Annotated in this window: 22 protein-coding genes; 9 read left to right on the top strand and 13 right to left on the bottom strand. The window is 72.0% G+C overall.

Annotated elements, in window-relative coordinates:
* Positions 1-18: 18 nt before the first annotated feature.
* Positions 19-1137 carry a GNAT family N-acetyltransferase gene (locus tag HALOF300_RS02850; RefSeq protein ID WP_156739146.1) on the bottom strand — a complete coding sequence of 373 codons (1119 nt, stop codon included), beginning with the start codon at positions 1135-1137 and terminating at the stop codon, positions 19-21.
* A gap of 183 nt (positions 1138-1320) precedes the next feature.
* On the opposite strand from HALOF300_RS02850, the gene HALOF300_RS02845 reads away from it, so the two are divergent.
* Positions 1321-2019 carry a type III secretion system chaperone family protein gene (locus tag HALOF300_RS02845; RefSeq protein ID WP_156739145.1) on the top strand — a complete coding sequence of 233 codons (699 nt, stop codon included), beginning with the start codon at positions 1321-1323 and terminating at the stop codon, positions 2017-2019.
* A 51-nt stretch (positions 2020-2070) separates the two neighbouring features.
* A complete protein-coding gene (locus tag HALOF300_RS02840) occupies positions 2071-2781 on the top strand; it encodes a type III secretion system chaperone family protein (protein WP_156739144.1) in 711 nt (236 codons plus the stop codon).
* Here HALOF300_RS02840 and HALOF300_RS02835 read toward each other — a convergent pair whose 3' ends face one another.
* Positions 2782-3432, bottom strand: coding sequence for a LuxR C-terminal-related transcriptional regulator (locus HALOF300_RS02835; RefSeq protein ID WP_156739143.1), 651 nt, complete (start codon positions 3430-3432; stop codon positions 2782-2784).
* Positions 3429-4811, bottom strand: coding sequence for a sensor histidine kinase (locus HALOF300_RS02830; RefSeq protein WP_156739142.1), 1383 nt, complete (start codon positions 4809-4811; stop codon positions 3429-3431). Before HALOF300_RS02830 ends, HALOF300_RS02835 begins: the two co-directional genes overlap by 4 nt.
* A 216-nt stretch (positions 4812-5027) precedes the next feature.
* On the opposite strand from HALOF300_RS02830, the gene HALOF300_RS02825 reads away from it, so the two are divergent.
* Both HALOF300_RS02825 and HALOF300_RS02820 read left to right on the top strand, forming a co-directional pair.
* Positions 5028-6089: an ABC transporter permease gene (locus HALOF300_RS02825; RefSeq protein ID WP_156739141.1), complete on the top strand. Its 1062-nt coding sequence runs from the start codon at positions 5028-5030 to the stop codon at positions 6087-6089.
* 66 nt (positions 6090-6155) lie between these two features.
* Positions 6156-6836, top strand: coding sequence for an ABC transporter ATP-binding protein (locus tag HALOF300_RS02820; protein WP_156739140.1), 681 nt, complete (start codon positions 6156-6158; stop codon positions 6834-6836).
* Between the two features lie 4 nt (positions 6837-6840).
* Here the strand turns inward: HALOF300_RS02820 and HALOF300_RS02815 are convergent, their stop codons facing one another.
* Positions 6841-7257, bottom strand: a complete 417-nt coding sequence (locus HALOF300_RS02815) for a VOC family protein (protein ID WP_156739139.1) — start codon at positions 7255-7257, stop codon at positions 6841-6843.
* A 175-nt stretch (positions 7258-7432) separates the two neighbouring features.
* Between HALOF300_RS02815 and HALOF300_RS26865 the strand changes: the two genes are divergently transcribed.
* Positions 7433-8041, top strand: a complete 609-nt coding sequence (locus HALOF300_RS26865) for a hypothetical protein (RefSeq protein WP_197522258.1) — start codon at positions 7433-7435, stop codon at positions 8039-8041.
* Complete coding sequence (locus tag HALOF300_RS26860; protein WP_197522257.1) at positions 8034-8705, top strand: PspA/IM30 family protein; 672 nt, start codon at positions 8034-8036, stop codon at positions 8703-8705. The genes HALOF300_RS26865 and HALOF300_RS26860 overlap by 8 nt, the downstream gene beginning before the upstream one ends.
* Positions 8706-8786: 81 nt before the next feature.
* Here HALOF300_RS26860 and HALOF300_RS02805 read toward each other — a convergent pair whose 3' ends face one another.
* Positions 8787-9755 carry an epimerase gene (locus HALOF300_RS02805; RefSeq protein ID WP_156739137.1) on the bottom strand — a complete coding sequence of 323 codons (969 nt, stop codon included), beginning with the start codon at positions 9753-9755 and terminating at the stop codon, positions 8787-8789.
* A 42-nt stretch (positions 9756-9797) separates the two neighbouring features.
* Positions 9798-10703, bottom strand: coding sequence for a DUF4349 domain-containing protein (locus tag HALOF300_RS02800; RefSeq protein WP_197522256.1), 906 nt, complete (start codon positions 10701-10703; stop codon positions 9798-9800).
* 151 nt (positions 10704-10854) lie between these two features.
* Between HALOF300_RS02800 and HALOF300_RS02795 the strand changes: the two genes are divergently transcribed.
* Together HALOF300_RS02795 and HALOF300_RS02790 are read left to right on the top strand one after the other, a co-directional pair.
* Positions 10855-11610, top strand: coding sequence for a class I SAM-dependent methyltransferase (locus HALOF300_RS02795; RefSeq protein WP_156739135.1), 756 nt, complete (start codon positions 10855-10857; stop codon positions 11608-11610).
* A gap of 56 nt (positions 11611-11666) precedes the next feature.
* Positions 11667-12281 carry a GNAT family N-acetyltransferase gene (locus HALOF300_RS02790; protein ID WP_156739134.1) on the top strand — a complete coding sequence of 205 codons (615 nt, stop codon included), beginning with the start codon at positions 11667-11669 and terminating at the stop codon, positions 12279-12281.
* Positions 12282-12283: 2 nt separating this feature from the next.
* Here the strand turns inward: HALOF300_RS02790 and HALOF300_RS02785 are convergent, their stop codons facing one another.
* A complete protein-coding gene (locus HALOF300_RS02785) occupies positions 12284-13078 on the bottom strand; it encodes an SDR family oxidoreductase (RefSeq protein WP_156739133.1) in 795 nt (264 codons plus the stop codon).
* Positions 13079-13173: 95 nt separating this feature from the next.
* Here HALOF300_RS02785 and HALOF300_RS02780 point away from each other — a divergent pair, with 95 nt between their 5' ends.
* Positions 13174-14064, top strand: coding sequence for a sigma-70 family RNA polymerase sigma factor (locus HALOF300_RS02780; RefSeq protein ID WP_156739132.1), 891 nt, complete (start codon positions 13174-13176; stop codon positions 14062-14064).
* Positions 14065-14084: 20 nt separating this feature from the next.
* Here the strand turns inward: HALOF300_RS02780 and HALOF300_RS02775 are convergent, their stop codons facing one another.
* From HALOF300_RS02775 to HALOF300_RS02750, 6 genes are all read right to left on the bottom strand, one after another.
* On the bottom strand, positions 14085-14939 hold the full coding sequence (locus HALOF300_RS02775) for a phosphotransferase family protein (protein ID WP_156739131.1): 855 nt from the start codon (positions 14937-14939) through the stop codon (positions 14085-14087).
* A 151-nt stretch (positions 14940-15090) separates the two neighbouring features.
* Positions 15091-16329, bottom strand: a complete 1239-nt coding sequence (locus tag HALOF300_RS02770) for an RNA polymerase sigma factor (RefSeq protein ID WP_156739130.1) — start codon at positions 16327-16329, stop codon at positions 15091-15093.
* Positions 16326-16703 carry a YciI family protein gene (locus HALOF300_RS02765; protein ID WP_156739129.1) on the bottom strand — a complete coding sequence of 126 codons (378 nt, stop codon included), beginning with the start codon at positions 16701-16703 and terminating at the stop codon, positions 16326-16328. The genes HALOF300_RS02770 and HALOF300_RS02765 overlap by 4 nt, the downstream gene beginning before the upstream one ends.
* A gap of 81 nt (positions 16704-16784) precedes the next feature.
* Positions 16785-17165: a RidA family protein gene (locus HALOF300_RS02760; RefSeq protein WP_156739128.1), complete on the bottom strand. Its 381-nt coding sequence runs from the start codon at positions 17163-17165 to the stop codon at positions 16785-16787.
* Between the two features lie 129 nt (positions 17166-17294).
* Positions 17295-17594, bottom strand: coding sequence for a DUF1540 domain-containing protein (locus HALOF300_RS02755; protein ID WP_154796147.1), 300 nt, complete (start codon positions 17592-17594; stop codon positions 17295-17297).
* A 168-nt stretch (positions 17595-17762) separates the two neighbouring features.
* Positions 17763-18473 carry a TetR/AcrR family transcriptional regulator gene (locus tag HALOF300_RS02750; RefSeq protein ID WP_156739127.1) on the bottom strand — a complete coding sequence of 237 codons (711 nt, stop codon included), beginning with the start codon at positions 18471-18473 and terminating at the stop codon, positions 17763-17765.
* Position 18474: the final 1 nt, after the last annotated feature.

Below are 18474 nucleotides of genomic sequence, written 5' to 3'. Positions count from 1 at the left end.
CAGGTGGGGTCGACCGGCTCAGAGGGTGAGCTGCCAGGCGGCCCACACGCTCGCCTGGCGGAAGCCGAGGGCCACGTTGATGTCGAGCATGTAGTTGTTCTCCTCGGCGTTCCAGGTGTGCACCCGGCGGGCATCCGGGACCTCGCGGGCGATCACCTCGAGGTTCGCGGCCTTGACCAGCATGCCCAGCCGCCTGCCGCGGTGCTCGGCCAGCACCAGGGTGTTCTCCTGATAGAGCACGTCCGGCTTGCCGGGGGCCGTGTCGATCTCGGTGTAGCCGGCGAGGGTGCCGGTGGGGATGTGCCGGGCGGCCGTGGTGTAGGTCATCTTGCCCATCGCCGCGCGGGTCTGGTCGAGGTTCGCGACCCGCTCGGCGTCCCACACCTCCTCCTGCAGGTCGAGGCCGGCGGACGGTGCGTCGGTGCTCATCCGGGTCTGCAGCACGCAGTACTGCTCGACCCACTCCGGCGGCACCGGTCCCTGCCAGGTGACCAGGTCGTAGTCGGACCCGGCCTTCGCCTGTGATTCCCGCCGGTACCGCACCAGCGTCTCGGGGTCCACCGGCAGCTGCACCTGCGAGTGGCGCTCCACCTGCTCCAGGGTGAAGCCGCGAGACAGCGCGAACCGGGCGCCGGGGGTGCTGCCGTCGAAGCGGCCGGTTCCGGTCGGCGGCACCATCGCATCCGGAGAATCAGCGTCGGGCTCGGTGGTGATGCCGGCGTCGGCCATGACCTTGGTGCGTCCCGCACCCCGCGCGATCACCACGGCGGCATCCCAGAGCTGGGCACCGAGGCCGTGCCGTCGTGCCCCGGCGAGGACCTCGACCTCGATGAAGGCCATGTGAGTGTTGTCCTTCAGCGGCAGGTACACCCACGCGGCGCCGAGGACGGAGTCGGGGTCGCCGTCGGGGGCAGCGGCGTCGAGGCCGACGAGCAGGTGCTTCTCGGCGGTCTTCTGGTTGGCGCGCGAGGCGGTGACGGTCTCCGCGGTGTCGGCCAGGTCGGTGTTGCCCAGGATCTCGAGCACACCTGCGGCGCTCACGGCGACGGCGCCGCGAACCCGCCAGTCGGGGGTCTCGTCGGAACGAGCGGGCGTCGGTGCCTCGCTGATCCGGAACGTGGTGGCGATGGTGTCCATGACTCGAGGGTGAACCTCCTCCCACCCGGTGCGCCAGACATTTACGTGCGTCGCCGGTGGCCGGTGGGACGCGGCCGCTGGGGAGTTCTGCCCCGGTTCGCGCTCCGGCCGGCGGCACCTTCGTTGCTACGCTGCTGGACGTTTGTCAGCACGGTCCGACGACCATGAACAGGAGAGATCCGGATGTCAGGGGACGCAGGCTTCTTCCAGGGCGGCTTCTGGATCGTCTTCGTGGTGATCTTCGTGGTCGTGGCCATCGTCGGCTGGCGCGCGAACAAGAAACGCCAGGAGGCGCTTCGGGCCTGGGCCGCCGGGCGCGGCTGGACCTACACCGCGACCGTCCCCGCCCTGGTGAACCGATGGCAGAGCCCGCCGTTCCGGCAGGGCAGCTCCCGACGCGCGAGTGAGGTGCTCACCGGGGTCTTCCAGGGCGAGCAGGCCCTCAGCTTCAACTACACCTACACGACCGGTAGCGGGAAGAGCAGGAGCACCCACCCCTTCCACGTGGTGTCGCTGCATCTGCCGGCGGAGCTGCCCTGGGTGCAGCTGACGCCGGAGGGTGCCGGCGCGGCGATCGCGAAGTTCTTCGGCGGTCAGGACATCGAGTTCGAGTCCGCCTCCTTCAACGACTCGTGGCGGGTGAAGGCTGCCTCCTCCCGGTTCGCCTACGACTTCATCCACCCCCGGATGATGGAGCGACTGCTCCAGGGGGACGCCGTCGGCCGGGCGATCACCGTCGAGGGCCAGGACATCTTCCTGTGGGCGAACGGCCGGCAGCGGATCGAGTACGTCGACTCCTACCTGAACCTGCTGTACGGGATCGTCCAACGGGTGCCGCGGCACCTGTGGCTCAACGTCGGACACGATCCGCTGGCCGAGTGACCGGCCCGGAAACTCAAAGATCATCACGACCAGAGGCAGGGGAGACATCGCATGGATCCGGGGGCGCTCTTCGCCGGCGGGATCATCTCGCTGCTCTTCTTCGTGGTGCCCGTGGGGCTCATCGTCCTCGTGGTCGTGCTGGTACGCCGCGCGAACCAGCGCCGGCACGCCGCGAACCACCAGTGGGCCGTAGCGCGGGGCTGGCAGTACACCCCGCGGGTGGACGGCCTGGAGCGACGTTGGCAGAGCCCGCCGTTCGGGCGAGGGGGATCGCGACGGGCCTCGGAGGTCTTCACCGGGAACTTCCACGGCAGGCAGGTGTTGAGTTTCAGCTACACCTACGTCACCAGCAACGGCAAGAACAGCACCACGCACACCCACCACGTGGTCGCGCTGCAGTTGCCGGTCCCGCTGCCCTGGGTGCAGTTGAGCCCGGACGGTGCGGGCACCTCGATCGCGAAGTTCTTCGGCGGTCAGGACATCGAGTTCGAGTCCGTCGCCTTCAACGAAGCCTGGCGGATCCAGGGCCCGCCGGGCCAGTTCCCGTTCGACCTGATCCATCCCCGGATGATGGAGCGGCTGCTGCAGCCCGACGCAGTCGGACGCAACATCACGATCGAGGGTCGCGACGTCTTCCTCTGGATCCACGGATCTCAGGAGTTGCAGAACATCGACCCCTACCTCAATCTGCTCTACGGGTTCATCGAGCAGATCCCGCGGCACCTGTGGCTCAACGTCGGGTACGACCCGCTGGCGCAGTGATCACCGCCTGATCAGACCCCGGCTGCGCCCCGCCGCGGTCGCCGCGGTCCGCGAGTCCACCCCGAGCTTGGTGAAGATGTGCACCAGGTGGGACTTCACCGTCGCCTCGGAGATGAACAGTTCCCGGGCGATCTGCTGGTTGGAGCGACCTGCGGCCACCAGGGTGAGGACCTCGGTCTCCCGCCGCGACAGCGACCGGTCCGGCGCCCGCATCCGGTCCATCAGCCGCAGTGCCACCGCCGGCGCGAGCGCCGACTGCCCCGCCGCCGCCGTCCGCACGGCCGCGAGCAGCTCCTCGGGCGGGGCATCCTTGAGCAGGTAGCCCGACGCGCCCGCCTCGACGGCCGCAAGGATGTCCGCGTCGGTGTCATAGGTGGTCAGGATGAGGACCCGGGGTGCCCGGGGCAGCGCAGCGATCCGGGCGGTGGCGTCGACTCCGGCCATCTCGGCGCTCACGTTGCCGAACTGCAGGTCCATCAACACCACGTCCAGCCCGGGCGGTTCGGCTGACGTCAGTTCGACGGCGGCGCGCACCGCCTCGTCGGCCGTGCCGGCCTGCGCCACCACGCGTAGGTCCGGCTCGGTCTCCAGGACTGCCTTGAGGCCGGCGCGCACCACGGGATGGTCGTCCGCGAGCAGGATCGAGATCACGGCCGCGGCCGTTCGCTCGGATGGTCGGCACCAGGCCCGACGGCGGTGGCTGGGTTGGCGGGTCCGGTCGCCGTCCGTGGGTCGTCAGGCCTGACGGCGGTGGCCGGGCCGGACTGCTCGGCGGCGGTCGCCGGGTCGGTCCGCTCCGTCGCGATCGGGAACGTCACGGCCAGGGCGGTGCCGTGCCCCGGAGTGGACTCGACGGTCAGGGTGCCGCCGAGCTCGACGGCGCGGGAACGCATCGAGGCCAGGCCGAAGCCGCCGTCGGGGCCTGGCGCCGGGCGGTCCGCACCCGCCGAGGTGAGGGCCGCGGCATCGAAACCGACGCCGTCGTCCACCACGTCGAGCGCGACCTGCTGGTCCATCACGGTCAGCGTCACGGCGGCGCGGGTCGCCCCGGCGTGCCGCGTGGTGTTGGCCAGGGCGGACTGGGCGATCCGCAACAGGGCAACCTCGACCGGTGTCGGCAGCGCGACCGGGCCACCCTCCAGGCGGAACGTCACCGGCAGGCCGGTGCGCTCGGTGGTGGTGGCGCACAACCGGCGCAGCGCCCCGACCAGCGACCCGCCCTGCAGGTCGGCCGGGGCGAGCGCCGCGACCAGGCGCCGGGCTTCGCCGAGGTTCTCCTGCGCGGTGGCCCGCGCCTGCTCCACGTGCGTGGCGACGTCCGCCAGTTCGGGGTGCGCGGCCAGACGCCGGCCGGACGCGAGCAGCAGCAGCTGGATGCTGGACAGGCCCTGGGCCAGCGTGTCGTGGATCTCCCGCGCCAGGCGCGCGCGCTCGGCGAGGACGCCCTGCTCGCGCTCGGCGGCGGCGAGTTCGGCGCGCGTCTGCAGGAGTTCGGCGATCAGGGCACGGCGCCGCTCGGACTCGGTGCTCAGCTGCTGGAACCCCCACACGGTGGCCACCGCGACCGCCGCACCGAGGAACGGGCCGATCGCCATGGCAGGGGTGAAGGCCGGCTGGTGCCAGGCGAACCCGGCCACAGCGGCGACGGCCGTCAGCACCACCATGATCAGCCCGGTGCGCCAGGACAGCAGGTGCAACAGCAGGAAGAACCAGGCGAACGCCAGCCAGATCGCATCCGGGGTGAGCCACAGCAGCACCAGCCAGGTCGCGAGCAGCACGCCGAGCCAGAGGCCGGCGGCCCTGGTGCCGGGCTGCACCGCGGACGTCAGCGGACCGGCCGCGTACACCAGGCCCACCACGATGGCGACGACCATCACCGCGACCGGTGCTCCGCCGTCGGGGTTGAACGCCCGTACGGCGGCGAGGATCAGCAGCACCGCGACGAGCAGGTGCAGGCACAGCCGGAGCAGCCACGGCACGGGCGGCGCTGCGCCGCTGGCGGGTCCGGGGGTGCGGTGAGCGGTCGTCATGGCCATCCCAGCGTACGGAGCCCGGGTCCAGCCGGCATCCATCGAACGTTGGACCGCGCGCTCCGACCTTCGCCGTCCGCGAAGCCATCCGGCGAGCGATGTGGCGCACCGGGCCCGGGAGAGACGCTGAGCGAGGTCGCCGACAAGGCGGCACCGGCCTTGCCGGATCACCCGGTGGCTGCTCGCCACCATCCAGCCGTACCTTGGAGATACCACGTGTTCGTAGCCCTCAGGGACCTGAAGTTCGCGAAGGGACGATTCGCCCTGATGGGCGCCGTCGTCACCCTCATCACACTGCTCGTGGTGCTGTTGTCCGGGCTCACCGCCGGCCTCGGCCGCGAGAACATCTCGGCCATCACGGACCTGGACGCCGATCACGTCGTGTTCGCCGCACCGGCTGCGGACCAGGACATCTCGTTCTCCGACTCCGCCATCCCCGCGCAGACCCAGGCGGACTGGGCGGACGTGACCGGCGTGGCCGCGGTCGAACCGCTCACGCTCGGGATGACCCGCGCCGAGTCCGGCGCGCGCACCACGGGCGTGGCGTTCTTCGCCGTCGACGACGCCTCCACGCTGCCGCCGGTAGCCGTGCGCAGCGGCGAGGTGGTGCTCGCCGAGCAGGCCGCCGAGGACCTCGGCGTAGCGGCCGGGGACACCATCACCGTCGGCGGCGTCGAGCTCGAGGTCGCAGCCGTCGCCGGGCGGGACTCCTACTCCCACGCGCCCGTCGCCTGGATCTCGGACGCCGACCGGCCGATGACCGGGACCGCACCGGACGCCGCGACCGTGCTCGCGATCCGGGCCGGCACCGCCGACCTCGCCGCCGCCGACGCCGCCCTCGGCACCGAGACCGTCACCGTGGCCGACTCCCTGAACGCGATCGGCTCCTACTCCTCGGAGAACGGGTCCCTGCAACTCATGCGCGGCCTGCTGCTCGCCATCTCGGCACTCGTGATCGGAGCGTTCTTCACGGTCTGGACCGTGCAGCGGAGCCCAGAGATCGCGATCCTCAAGGCAGTCGGCGCATCGACCGGCTACCTGGTGCGCGACGCCGTCGGGCAGGCGTTCGTCCTGCTCCTCTTCGGGACCGGCCTCGGCGCCGCCCTCGCCGCGGGACTCGGCGCGCTCGCCGCCACCGCGGTGCCGTTCGTGCTGACCCCGGCCACGGTCCTGCTGCCCGCGGCGCTGCTGGTGGTCCTCGGCCTGGTCGGGGCGGCGGCCTCGCTGCGCCGGATCGCCACCGTGGACCCGCTCACCGCCCTCGGTGCGGCCCGGTAGCAAGCGCGCCACCGGCGTCATCACCATTTCGTAGATCGTCACTATCGGGACCGGAGCACACCTGCCATGACCATGCACCTCAACGACGTCACCCTCACCTACCCCGACGGCGACGGCCGCCTCACCGCGCTCGACCACGTCACCCTGCATGCCGAACCGGGCGAGCTCACCGCCGTCGTCGGCCCGTCCGGGTCCGGCAAGTCCAGCCTGCTCGCAGTCGCCGCCACGCTGATCACCCCCGACTCAGGCCAGGTGCTTCTCGACGGCACCGACCTGGTCGGCCTGAACGCCAAGCAGCGCACCCGGGTGCGCCGGGACCGGATCGGGATCGTGTTCCAGTCCGCGAACCTGCTCGCCTCCCTCACCGCGCTCGAGCAGCTCACGGTGATGGCGCACCTCGCCGGCGAGGCCCCCACGGCGGCGGGCGAGCGGGCGCTGGAACTACTGGACGCCGTCGGGCTCGCCGCCCAGGCCGGCCGCCGCCCCCACCAGCTCTCCGGCGGCCAGCGTCAGCGCGTCACGATCGCGCGTGGACTGATGAATTCACCGTCCGTGCTGCTCGTCGACGAGCCGACGAGCGCGCTGGACTCCGAGCGCGGTGCGGCGATCCTTGACCTGATCCGCCGGCTCACCACCGAGCGGGAGCTGGCCACCGTGATGGTGACCCACGACCGGGACCATCTCGCCCACGCCGACCGGGTGGTCGAGATCGTCGACGGCCGGGCTCAGGCGCTCGCCCCGGCCTGAAACCTCAGCTCGTCCTGTCGTGCTCGCCGAGCACGTCCAGGTAGTGCTGGTTGAACATGAGCCCGAGGATATTGCCGAACGGGTCGACCACGGAGGCCGTCACGAAACCGTCCCCGCGGGTCGTGATCGGCTCGTGGGCCGTGGCGCCGAGGTCGACGGCCCGGGCCACGGCGGCGTTGAGGTCATCGACGGCCCAGTACGCGGTGGCGCCGGCAGGCTGCCCGTGCGGGTGCGCGGAGTAGGCGGTGGACATGATCCCGAGCTCGTGGCTGTAGTCGCCGATCCGGAACTCGACGTAGGCCGGGTCGCCGGTCTCGGGGCGCGTGAAGTAGGGCTCCGTCCCGAGCAGTTCGGCATACCAGCGCGCCGCCGCGGCGACGTCGTCGGCGAGGTAGGTGATCGTCGTGAGTCCGCGCAACATGTCCTGCTCCTTCATCGGTGGGCGATGAGAACAACGTTACGAGCCGAACAGGTCAGATCCTGGCCGCTTCTCGAACGGGTCGGACGTGGTGGGAACGAATCGGCTTCGGGTGACCCGCCGCGGCGTCGTAGAGTGGAATCCCCACCGCAAGCGGCCGAGATCGAGGTGAGTGCAGATGCCCGCCGAGACGATCACGGCTGCCACCGAGTTCGTGGTGACCACCCTCGCGGTTCTCGCGGGCACCGCCGCCGTGGGCGTCGCGGCCGTTGGGACCGCGTTCTGGCTGGTGGTCCGCCGGGTGCGCCGCTCGAAGGCGCTGCGTCGCGGGGTGGACCGCGGCCTGCTCGGCGCTCGCAGCGTGGTGTCCGACGGCGCAGGTCGCCAGGGCGCACGCCTTCAGTTGGCGATCGCGCGGGAACGGGAGGCAACCACCCGGGCACTCACGGCCGCCGGTGCGCAGGGTCGCCCGGTCGGGGAGCTGCCCGCGATCGCCGAGCACCTGGAGACGGTCGCCGCCGGCCTCGACGAGCGGCTCAGACTCGTCGAGCGCGAGCCGGACCCGGCGCTGCGTGCCCGGCTCACCGAACGGATCGCGGGCGAGGTCGGTGAGTACCGGCGGCTCGCAACCGGGGTGCGGGAGTCTGCGATGGGCAACCACAGCGCCGCCGCCGAGTTGGGGGCCGCCGCCGAGCGGCTGCAGATCGAGGGTGAGGCCCTGCGCAGCTGGGACCGACGCGCCGATCGTGACGCCCTGCCTGATCCGGGGACCGGCGGCCGTGGCTGAGAGCAGAATTCGTACGCGGCTGGTGCGCCTGGTGCGGGTGCGCCGCGCGGGGACCCCAAAGGGTGACCCCGCCGAGCGGCTCGTGGCCCACCTGTCCGAGCAGCAGGCATTGCTCGTCACCGCCCGGCGCTCGCTCGTCGACCTGAGCGTGAGCCGCCGCCGCACCGAGCTGCAGGCGGGACGGGCTGAGGACGAGGCGCGTGCCGCGACCGAGCGAGCCCGGCGGGCCGTGGCGGACGGGCAGGACGAGATCGGCAGACGGCACCTGACCGACGCCATCGACGCCGAGCGCCGCCGGGACGCGCTGCGCACGAGGTTTGCGAGCCTGGACGGCCAGGTCACCCACCTCGAGCAGCGCCTGGACCTGCTCGAGTCGCAACTGCACCACGCCACCGCACAGTTGCACGACCTGCGCGCCGACCGGGACGCGGCCACCGCCGCCCTGAGCATCCAGTCCGCGCTCGGCGCCGCCGGGCCTCAAGCGGACCAGACCGCCCAGGCCCGCGACCACATGCGCCGGATCCAGGCCGAGGCGGCCGCACGGGACGAGATCGCCTGGGAGGATCCGGACTCCCCGCAGGTGCGGGCCGCGTTCGCGGACCTGGAGCGCACCATTGCCGCCAACCAGCGGCTGATCACCGGGCTGGACCACCCGCCGCGCTGAGGGCGGCAGAACGCCACGATCAACGGCGACCACCCGCCGCGCTGACGGGCGAGACAGTGGCGCGGACAGCGACCGCAGCGCTCACGCGAGGTTGCGCAGGGCGGCCTCGAGGTCGGTGTGACGGAACTCGAACCCGGCGGCCAGGAGCTTCTCGGGGGCGACCCACCGGCTCTTGAGCACGAGCTCGGACTCCTGCCGCAGCACGAGCATCCCGATCTCGAGCAGCCATCGCGGTGCCGGCAGCCCCACGCGCGCGCCGACCGTCCGGCGCAGCCCTGCCATCAGGGTGGTGTTGTCGCTCGCCTCCGGGACGGCCAGGTTCACCGGACCCTCGAGGTCCGCACGGGTGTCGAGGAACTCGACGGCCCCGAGCACGTCCTCGATGTGGATCCAGCTGAACCGCTGCCGCCCACCGGTGTGGTGGTCGACCCCCTTCGACGTGGTGGGGTGCGGCCCGATCCCGCGGTAGCGGCGATGGGGCAGCCACCAGCCGTCGTACTCCGGGCCGCCCAGCCCGAACCGCGCGGCGGTGCGCAGCATCGGCAGCGCCCCGTCATCGCCGAGGACGATCGCCATCCGTAGCGCCACTCGGCGGGTCCGGGGCAGGTCGCCGTGGCTGAACACCCGCTCCCAGTTCCGGGCCACGTCCACCGAGAACCCGCCGCCGAACTCACCGGCGGCCTCTGTCTGCGGCCGGTCCATCGCATGTCGGTAGATCGTTCCGGTGCTCGCGTTCAGCCACAACCGGGGCGGCTCCGCGGCGCGGTCGACCGCCCGGTGCAGCGCCATCGTGGTCGCGATCCGGGACCGGTAGATCTCATTGCGGTTCCGGTCGTGGTAGCGGCAGCCGACGCTCTTGCCGGCGAGGTTCACCAGCAGATCCGCGCCGTCGACAAGCGCGGCGATCTCGGCCTGCTGGTCCCAGCGGGCGTCCGGTCCGGACCGCCCGATCCGCGTGACGTCGTAGCCGCGGCGGCGCAGGTCGTCGATCAGGGCGGTGCCGATGAAGCCGGAACCGCCGGCGACGACGGCGCGGGGGCGCTCACTCATGACCCGACCCAACCACGCCGGTCCGGCCGTGTCACATCGGCGTCAGGTCAGGTCGGGGGCGGCCTCGCCGTCGGCGGATGTCGGTCTCCCGGGGCTTCCCGCGGCGGCCCGCCGGCGCCGCCGCCGGGTCAGCCACACGATGGCGGCCACCGGGACGCCCACCAGGAGGAGCCAGGGCGCGATCACGCCGAGGAACACCAGCACTCCGCTCGCGAACGTGACCAGCGCCCGCCAGCCCGTTTCGAGGCCGCCGAGAAATCCGCCGGTCTCGATGGTCGGCTCGTAGTGCGCCTCCAGGTTGACGTCCAGCGTGGACATCGAGACCTGGTCGGCCAGGTACGCACGCTCGGCCTGCAATGACTCGAGCTCCGCCTGCCGCTCGCTCAGCGCCGACTCGGCCGCGATCAGGTCACCGCTGTCCGCCGCGTCCGCCATGATCTGCAGCAGCCGGTCGGTGGAGGCCTGCAGCGCCACGATCCGGGCGTCCAGATCCACCGCCACCTGGGTGACGTCCTGAGCGCTCTGGCTCAGGTCATGGACGTCGCCGAGCTCGTCCAGCTCGTCGATCAGGCCGTTGAGCTCGTCGGCCGGCACCCGGATGGTCAGGTGCGCCCAGCCGAGGGAGTCCGGCCCGTCGGATCCGGCGGCCCGTTCCGAGCGCTGGTCCACCCGGCCGCCGGCGGTCTCGACGAGCAGGGCCACCCTGTCCGCGGCCTCCGCCGGGTCCTCGACCACCACGGTCGCGGACCCCGTGGTGATGATCTGCCGTTGGGTGTCGCCGCTGATGTCGCGGTCGGCCGCCTCCTGCTCGGCAACACCACCACCGTCGCCGCCCGACAGGTGGCCGGCGTCGCCGCCTGAATCCTCGGATCCCGACCCGGCGTTCGAGCACCCGGCCACAAGCACCGTACCGAGAATGAATGCGAGGCCCCACCGCAGTCGCGTCATGACCGGGACCGTACGGGCCGAACGGGCTCCGGGGAACGGCTGTTGCCAAGTTGTGGCCCAACCGTGCCGCGAGCGTGACCATGGTCCGCCGACGGCGCGGCCTTCGAAAACCGTTGGACGCCGTCGGGACCTTGCGACGAGCATCGCGGTCATGACCCGTATCGAGGACCTGACCCAGTCCGAGCTCTGGGACGCCACCGCGGCCGCCGAGTACGACACCCCCGGCGAGGGCATGTTCGCCCCGGAGGTGCTCGGCCCAACCGTCGAGCGGCTCGCGGCGCTGGCCGACGGCGGACGTGCCCTGGAGTTCGCGATCGGCACCGGCCGCGTCGCGATCCCGCTGGCCCAGCAGGTGCCGGTCACCGGCATCGAGTTCTCGGAGCCGATGGTCGCTCAGTTGCGCACCAAGGTCGGCGAGGCCGAGCTCCCCGTGGTTGTCGGGGACATGGCGACGGCGGAGGCAGGCCTGGGCGACTACGGTCTGGTCTATCTCGTGTTCAACACGATCGCGAACCTGCTCACGCAGGACGAGCAGGTCGCCTGCTTCGCGAACGCGGCCCGCCACCTGCGGCCGGGCGGGGCGTTCGTCATCGAGTTGTGGGTGCCCGAACTACGCAAGCTCCCGCCGGGAGCCCCGGGCACGCTGTGGCGCGCCGACGACGGCTACGTGGGCCTGGACACCTACGACGTCCTGAACCAGCGGGTGGTCTCCCACCACTTCCGGTTCGGGGACGGTCGCGAGGCCACGCTGGGTCGCACACCGCACCGCTACATCTGGCCCGCGGAACTGGACCTGATGGCCCGGCTGGCCGGGTTCGCGCTGGAGAGCCGGCACGCGGACTTCGCAGGTGCGGAATTCACGGCCGAGTCCCGGTCCCACGTGTCGGTGTACCGGCTGCCCGCGTAGGCTCGCCCGGAGAGGTTCGGGCGAGCGGGCCGAGTCCCGACGAGGGGAGCGGTGCTATGCCACGGATCGCCGAAGCGGTCACGGACCTGCGGATCGTGCCCGCGAACGAGGCAACCTGGGCTGACCTGGCGGCGATCCTCGGTACCCGCGGCGAAGGCTCGCGGTGCCAGTGCCAGCGGTACAAGCTCGCCCGCGGCGAGGCGTTCGCCAACTTCCCGGTCGCCGAGCGCGCGGCCCGGCTGCGGGAGCAGACCGAATGCGAGAATCCCGGCTCGGACACCACCAGCGGACTCGTCGCCTACGACGACGGCGAACCCGTCGGGTGGTGCGCGGTCGAACCACGCCCCCACTACGACGGGCTGGTCCGCGTCGCGCGGGTCCCGTGGACCGGGCGGGAAGAGGATCGCACCGACGCCGGGATCTGGGCCGTGACCTGCGTCTTCACCCGCGCCGGTCACCGCCGCAGGGGGATCAGCCACGCCCTGGTGCGGGCCGCCGTCGAGCATGCGCGAGCGCGCGGCGCCCGCGCCGTCGAGGGATACCCGACCAGGACCGCGGGCACGATCGAGCAGGACCTGCACGTCGGGACCATCGCGGCGTTCGCCGCTGCGGGATTCGTCGCGATCGGCGAGCCGAGCCCGCGGCGGGTCGTCATGCGGATCGACTTCTGACGTCAGGCCGCGACGATCGGCGGCTGCGCAACGGCGTCGGCCCCACCCCGCTCCTCGAGGAAGTCGGCCCAGCTGCGCTCGCCGTGCCCGACCGGCTCGACCGCGAGATTGGCGCCATCGCGGTAGGCGCGGCCGACCTTGCCCGGCAGCCCGAAGACGAGGACCGGGCGGCGCGAGCCCCGAGCCCGAAGGTAGGCCCGGACCGCGTCGGGTGCGTCGTAGACTTCCGGGCCGACGAGGTCGGGCACCAGGCCGGCCGGACCCGCGAGGGCGAGGTCCACCAGCCGGTGGGCGACCTCGTCCGCATCGACGGACTGCAGCCGCATCCGGGGCACCGGCGTGACCGGCAGCTTCGCCAAGGACCGCGCCAGCGTCAGCACGAAGTCATGGAACTGGGCCGCGCGCAGCACCGTCCACGGGACCTCGGCCGCGGCTATGGCGCGCTCCAGCCCGGCCTTCTCCCGGAAGTACCGCAGCGGCATCGCGTCGGCACCGACGACGGAGATCGCGACCAGGTGGCCAACCCGGGCACGCCGTGCGTGCTCGGCGACCACCTGCGCCGCAGCGGCGTCCCCCCTGGGTCCACCGGCCAGGTGGAGCACCGTGTGGACGTCGTCCAGTGCCGCCTCGAGCCCGTTGCCGGTGGCGACGTCACCGAGCGCGTAGGTGACGCCCGGCTCGTCGTCGCGCGGCCTACGGCTGAGCACGCGCACGTCGTGGTCGGCGGCGCGCAGCCGGGCCAGGACGAGGCGGCCGAGGGTGCCGGTGCCGCCGGTGAGCAGGATCGGGGAGGTCATGATGGTCTCCTGTGGGTCGTGGTGGAATCGGGCCCGTCACACCGGGCCGGCGCGGCGGGTCACCTCTGTGACACCCAGGGACGAAGGGATGTGACATGGACGGCGGTGACGACCTCACGGGGCTGTTCGAACGGGAACGGCCGCGACTGCGCGCGGTCGCGTACCGGATGCTCGGCTCACTCGCCGAGGCTGACGACGCGCTGCAGGACGCCTGGCTGCGCGCCGAGCGGGCGGGCCTGAGCGGCGTCGAGAACCCGGTTGGCTGGCTGACCACGGTGGTGGTGCGGACCTGCCTGAACCGGCTCCGGGCGCGGACGAACCGTCGGGAGGACGGGCTCGATGAGGCCGTCCACGTGCCGGATCCGCTGCTCGGGCCGGCGGCCGGAGCGGACCCGGAGCAGGAGGCGGTACTGGCCGACTCGGTGGGCCTCGCTCTGATGGTCGTCCTGGACACGCTGCCGCCGGCCGAGCGGCTGGCGTTCGTGCTGCACGACATGTTCGCCGTGCCGTTCGACGAGATCGCCCCGATGCTTGAACGTTCGCCCGCCGCGACGCGGCAGCTCGCGAGCCGAGGACGCCGACGAGTGGCTGGTCAGGCTGTTGAGCCCGACCCGGACGTGCGGGCTCAGCGCGCGGTCGTGGACGCCTTCTTCGCGGCGTCCCGTGACGGTGACCTCGACGCGCTGGTGGCCGTGCTGCACCCCGACGTCGTGTTCCGGTCCGACGGCGGCCGGTCCCGTCCGCAGATGTCGATGACGCTGCACGGGCCGGCTGCCGTATCGCGGCAGGCCTTCACCGCGTCGCGGCTCTCACCGTTCGTGCATCCGATCCTCGTCAACGGCGCCGCCGGGGTGGTCGTCGCGCCGCACGGGACGCCGCAGTTCGTGATGGCATTCACGGTTCGGGACTCTCTGGTCGTGGCGATCGACGTTCTCGCAGACCCGCGCCGGCTAGCCGAGCTCGAGTTGCCACCGTTCGGTGGCTGAGCCGGTCGCTCGGCTCAAGCTCAGCCCGCGAGGCGCTGCTCGGCGCGTGCCACGACCCGGGCGAGCTCGTCGGCGGGACGGTCCTGCAGCAGCGTGAAGGCGATCTGCTGCAGTCCGACGCTGCGCCGGAACACGTCCGCGCGTGCCACAGTGGCGGCGTCGGCGAGCTCATGGGCCAGTGCCCAGCCGTGCCAGGACGCGAGGCTGGCCAGGTCCTCGGCAGGGTCGTCCAGGGCGGTCAGGTCCCAGTCGAGGACGCCACTTACCCGACCGTGGTGCCAGAGCACGTTCGAGCCGGCGAGGTCGCCATGATTGACGACCACCTCCCCAGGCTCCAGGCCTGCGAGAGCGTCGATGCGCCGTCGGGCCTCGCCCTGCAGGTTCGGGCTCAGCAACGGGACGACGCGATCGCGCAGCACCGGCTCCCAGTCGGCGCCGCCCATGAACGATCGTGGCTGCGCCAGGTGCGGGCGGAGCGGGCTGGCGTCGAGGGAGTGCACGGCCTCCAGCAGGTCTCGGAGCGGCTCCAGGTCACCCGCGTGCGGAGGATGCGGTTCGCCCTCGACGCGCAGTGTCGGGATCGCCTGGTAGCCGTCGATCGTCACGGGTTCGCCGGTCGTCTCCGGCACCGCGAACGGCAGGGCCGGCAGCGCATCGACGAGGGCCTGGGCCCTGTTCAGTTCGGCGGCCACGGACGGCTGTCGCGCGACCCGCAGGGCAGTGCGCCCGGCGAGAACGACGAGGGTGCTCGAGCCGAACTCGATCCAGGTGGGGTCCGGCGGATGCGTGGCCTCGCCGGCTGCGCGGAATCCTTCCTCGAGGAGAGTGTCGAGGATCTCCTGCGGCGGCCGGACGTAGCGAGTCTCGGTCGTCATCGGTCCACGGTACCGAGTGACCCTGCCGCGGCCCGGCCCGCTCCCGGCGCGGATCAGGCCGTGCTGCTCGAGGCGGCCCGGGGGGAGTGGTGGCCACGGCGGGCCGGCCGGGCCGGTCCGGATCGATCCGCCGGAGCTGCGTACCGGTGCGTCAGCGCGGACCGCGGAGCGCTGCGGCCTGATCGCTGAGATGGCGCCGGGCCACCGGGTCGATGGTGAGCGCGGCCGCTCGGTCGAACGCCGCCGCAGCCTCCGCGCCGCGCCCGGCTGCGCCGAGCAGGTGCGCGCGGGTGGCCCAGGCGGGCTGGAAGGCATCGGCACCATCGGGCAGTGCGGCGAGCCCGGCCTCGGGGCCGTCCAGTCGGCCGACGGTTGCCGCGAGCGCCACCTGCGCCCCCAGGGTCGGCGCGAGCAGAACGAGTGCCGAGTAGAGCGTGCGCAGCGCCTCCTGATCCGTCACTCCGGTCCGGCGCCGGTCGCAGTGCACTGCCTGGATCGCCGCCTCGAGCTGGAACCGTCCGAGCCGGTCGGTGGCCGACGCCAGGCGCAGGTACGCCTCACCGTCCGCGATCAGGCGCGCGTCCCAGGTTGCCGGGTCCTGCTCCGCGAGCGGGACGAAGTCCTTTTGCCGGGTCGGCGACCGGGCCAGCGAGAGCGAGATCAGCGCGGCCAGGCCGAGCACCTCGGGTTCGTCCGGGAGCAGAGCCGCGAGCGTGACGGCGAGGTAGTGGGCCTCGCCGGCCAGGGAATCCGGGGACCGCAGTGGCGCCTCGTCCGGCCCACCGGTGAGGGTGACGGCATAGCTGCCGTAGACAGCCTCGAGGACGCCGGGCAGCCGCCGCGCCATGTCCGCCCGCCCCGGAACGACGAACGGGATCCGGGTGTCGGCGATCCGGCGCTTGGCCCGGACCAGACGCTTGGCCATCGCCGCAGCGCCCACCCCGTACGCCCGCGCGATCCGGGCGGCGTCGAGGCCGAGCACCACCTGAAGCATCAGCGGCGTGCGGGCCGCAGCGTCGATCGCCGGGTGTGCGCACACGAACAGCAGTTCCAGGCGACGCTCGCCGATGGCGTCGGGGTCGAGAGTGTCCAGCGGCGAGGTCAGTGGCGCGGTGTCACCCGGGTCGGCCGGGAGCGGTGCCCTGGTGCGGTGTGCGGCCGACTTCCAAACATCGCGCTGGCGATTGCGGGCGACGGTGAGCAGCCAGCCGTCCGGGTTGGCCGGCACGCCGTGCTCGGGCCAGGTCTGCAGGGCCCGTTCGAGCGCATCGGACACGGCGTCCTCGGCGAGCATGAGGTCCCCGGTGGGGGAGGCGAGGATCGCGACCAGCCGACCGTAGGAGGCGCGGGCGGCTCGCTCGGCAGCCGCCCGCGCCTCGGCGGCGCTCACGCGTTCGGTTCCCACCCGCCGTCGCGCACGTAGGTCGCGCCCGGGCGGACCTCGACGGCGCCCCAGGCGACGGCCGGGGCCTGGCGAGCCCACTCGAGTGCGACGTCGAGATCTGGCACGTCGATGACGAACGTCCCGCCGAGCTGGTCCTTGGTATCGGCGTAGGGGCCGTCCTGGATCCGCAGCTCACCGTCGACGGTGGTGAGCGTGGTGGTGCTGGTGGACGGCTGCAGTACCTCACCGGAGAGCAGGACCCCGGCCTGATGCAGCGCCTGGGCGTAGGCGGAGAACGCCCGTTGGCCCTCGGCCATGACCTCCTCGCCGAGCGTCTCGTCGGTCTCTTCCGTGTAGTGCAGCAGGATCGTGTACCGCATTGGTCTCTCGTTTCCTCGTGGGTGGTGACCCACCCATGACGATCGAGCATCGGCCCGATGGACAGCTGTGGGTTGATCCGCTCACCCGACCGCGATCGCCTCGATCTCGACGAGCAGGTCCGGCGCGGCCAAACCCTGGACGATGAGCAGGGTCGTCGCGGGTGGGTCGGGCGGGAGGGTCGGTCCGGCGGCGGCCATGAACGGTTCGACGTTCGCGGGATCGGTCAGGTAGATCGTGATCTTGGTGATCGACTCAGGGCCGAGGCCCGCCTCGGCGAGTACGGCGCCCAGGTTGGCGACCGCCTGGGCCGCCTGTGCGGCGATGCCCTCAGCGGTTCGACCCTGCGAGTCGACGCCGACCTGGCCGGAGACGAAGACCAGTCTCTGTGGCTCCGTGACCTCGATGCCCTGGGCGTAGAACGGCGACGCCGGCACGCTCGCCGGGTTGAGAGCTCTCAGCATCGGTCTTCCTCTCGTCCGGTCGCGCGCATGGGGCAGCGACTCGGTGCAAGGCTGTCACGCCGCTGTGACAGTGGGAAGGTCGTCGGAGGACGCTCAGAAGTGCTCAGCCATGAGGACCGACCGCTTGCCTCAGGTGCGCGGCTCGAAGGTGAGGCAGTCGGCCAGGTCGGTGCCGGCGCCGATGCGGACGGCGGGGGCGCTGCACTCGAGGTCGACGTTGTGCACGCAGTCCACGCGTTGGCAGGCGCCCACTGCGGCGAGCACCGTGGACAGCCCACCCTTCGTGGTGAGCGGGATGAAGGTGGCGCACTGCGCGTCGACGCCGGTGCCACCGATCGTCACCGCCGCGGCGTGGCAGCCGTCGTGGTTGTAGGAACAGCCCGCCACCGTGCACTCGGTGACGGAGGGGAGATCGGCGAGCGAGGTCATGACGTTCTCCTTGGGCGGGGTTCGAACCAGGAATAACCTCAAGGTAAACCCGAAATGCCATCGTGTATAGCAAGGCAGTACTGCCTAAGTCCATTCTCTGCATTAACCTTACGGGCGCGACGCGAAAGTCCTACGCCATTAACGTGACGTCACTAATCCGTAAATCATTCAACGTTCGTCGGCTGCATCGGGACCGGCGTGCCCGGCCCTGATCGCGTCGGCCAACCGTTGCCGCAGCGCGTCGTCGTGCAGCGCCGGTTCGCCAACGCGCGTGGTCGACTCCTCGATCGGCCCGGGCGTGAGGAGTCGGCGCATTCCGATGCGCAGGGCGCGCTGGTCGATCGCGTGACTGCCGCCGAGGGACAGCAGTGCCGCACCCTCGTCCAAGGCGGCCAGGAGTGCTCCCAGCTCGTTGAGCTGCAGCGGATCCTGCTCGGATCGGGACTGCGCCGCGACGGCTGTGTAGCCCTCGACGAGGATCGTCATGCGCTTGCCCATCTGCTCGCGCAGGCGCGCGTCCCGGGCCGCGGTCGCGATGAACTCCAGGGTGGCGAGCGCGAATCCCTCGATCAGTTCCGAGGCCTCCTCGCCATGCGACTCGTCGGAGCCGCCTTCGAATGCCTGATAGTGCTCGCCGACGTTCCAACCTCCCTCGGCGAACGCCACCTCGATATTGGCATCGATGACCGCGAGGAAAAGGTCCGCCTTGCCGTCGAAGTTGGAATAGACGGCGCCCTTGGAGAAGCCCGCATCGCGGGCGATCGTCTCGAGGTTCGCGCCGTGATAGCCCTGCTCGGCGAAGGCGCCGCGAGCGGCGACCACGAGCGCGTCCCGGGTCTGCTGCTGCTGTTCGCGGCGGGTGCGCGGGGTGGAGGCCATC

The sequence above is a fragment of the Occultella aeris genome, from assembly GCF_902703175.1.
Taxonomy (GTDB): Bacteria; Actinomycetota; Actinomycetes; order Actinomycetales; family Beutenbergiaceae; genus Occultella; species Occultella aeris.
This window is presented reverse-complemented; position numbering and strand designations above follow the sequence as displayed.